This window comes from Saccharopolyspora sp. NPDC002376 (assembly GCF_053593195.1).
This window is the reverse complement of sequence record NZ_JBSFBZ010000129.1, coordinates 1-1346: the sequence shown is the minus strand read 5'-3', so window position 1 is coordinate 1346 and position 1346 is coordinate 1. Positions and strand designations below refer to the sequence as shown.

The window sequence follows — 1346 nt, the reverse complement described above, 5'->3', positions numbered from 1 at the left end:
TACTGCAACGGCAGTTCGATTGGTTCGTTGTGGATCATGGTTGTTGTGGTGGTTGATGTTGCTGTTGGGGAGTTGGATGGGTTGTGTGCGCGGATCGCGTGCCGGTTCGGGCGTCGCGAGCCGCGTGAGCGGGCGCGGGAGTATGTGTCCGGCCTGGTTGCGGGGTTAGAACGGAAGAACGGGTGGACGCTGGCAGAGCAGGCGGGTGAGGTGTGCCCGGACGGGATGCAGCGGTTGCTGCGGTGGGCCGGCTGGGACGTCGATGGGGTGCGGGATGACGTGCGGGATTACGTCGTCGAGCACCTCGGTGACCCTGAGGGTGTGCTGATCATCGATGAGACCGGGTTCCTCAAGAAGGGAACGCGATCGGCTGGGGTGGCGCGGCAGTATTCCGGCACCGCGGGCCGGATTGAGAATTGCCAGATCGGGGTCTTTGTGGCCTATGCCTCCCAGCATGGGTATGCGTTGATCGACCGGGAGCTGTACCTGCCGAAGGCCTGGATCGATGATCGTGACCGGTGCCGGCGGGCCGGTATCCCCGATGATGCCGGTTTCGCGACCAAACCTCAGCAAGCCCAGGAAATGCTGGGGCGCGTGATCGCCGCCGGAGTGCCGTTTCGGTGGGTGACCGCCGATGAGCTTTACGGGCGATGCAAGGATCTGCGGGCCTGGCTGGAAGACCAGGACGCGTTCTACGTGCTGGCGACCCGCCGCGACGAACTGGTCACCACCGGCGGTGAGACCGGTAACGCCAACGAGATCATCGCCGCGCTGCCCCAGCGGGCGTGGCGGCGGTTGTCGGTCGGTGCCGGGTCGCACGGGCCGCGGGAGTTCGACTGGGCTCGCCTGCCCCTGCACGCCGATGCCCGGTCAGGCCGGGGACGGTGGCTTCTGGCCCGCCGTTCGATCTCCAAGCCGGACGAGATCGCCTACTACATCTGCTACGGCCACCGCCGGGCCACCCTGCTCGACCTGGCCTGGATCGCCGGCGGCCGGTGGCGCATCGAGGAATGCTTCCAACTCGCCAAAAACGAAGCAGGACTCGATCACTACCAGGCCCGTACCTGGCGAGCCTGGCACGCCCACATCACCCTGTCCATGCTCGCCCTCGCCTGGCTATCGGTCGCCAAAATCCGTGCCATAAAAGGGGAACCAGCGCCCGTTGCAAGGACATGATCGACTACACGCTACCAGAAATCCGGCGTCTTTTGATCAAAATCGTCCTCACCGTCCACCACGCCATCGACCACATCCTGGCCTGGTCACACTGGCGCCGACAACGCCAACTCCAAGCCCGAACCAGCCACTACCGAAAACGCGGCTACCCCTGAACTGCCGTTGCAGTA

At 64.9% G+C, this 1346-nt stretch carries 2 protein-coding genes; both read left to right on the top strand.

Annotated elements, in window-relative coordinates:
- Positions 1–45 precede the first annotated feature (45 nt).
- Positions 46–1176: an IS701 family transposase gene (locus tag ACWCO2_RS36750; protein ID WP_450132415.1), complete on the top strand. Its 1131-nt coding sequence runs from the start codon at positions 46–48 to the stop codon at positions 1174–1176.
- Positions 1173–1331 carry a hypothetical protein gene (locus ACWCO2_RS36745; protein ID WP_450132414.1) on the top strand — a complete coding sequence of 53 codons (159 nt, stop codon included), beginning with the start codon at positions 1173–1175 and terminating at the stop codon, positions 1329–1331. The genes ACWCO2_RS36750 and ACWCO2_RS36745 overlap by 4 nt, the downstream gene beginning before the upstream one ends.
- Positions 1332–1346: the final 15 nt, after the last annotated feature.

Coding starts and splice junctions, on each gene's coding strand:
- ACWCO2_RS36745 (WP_450132414.1), top strand. CDS start 1,173: ATGATCGACTACACGCTACCAGAAATCCGGCGTCTTTTGATCAAAATC.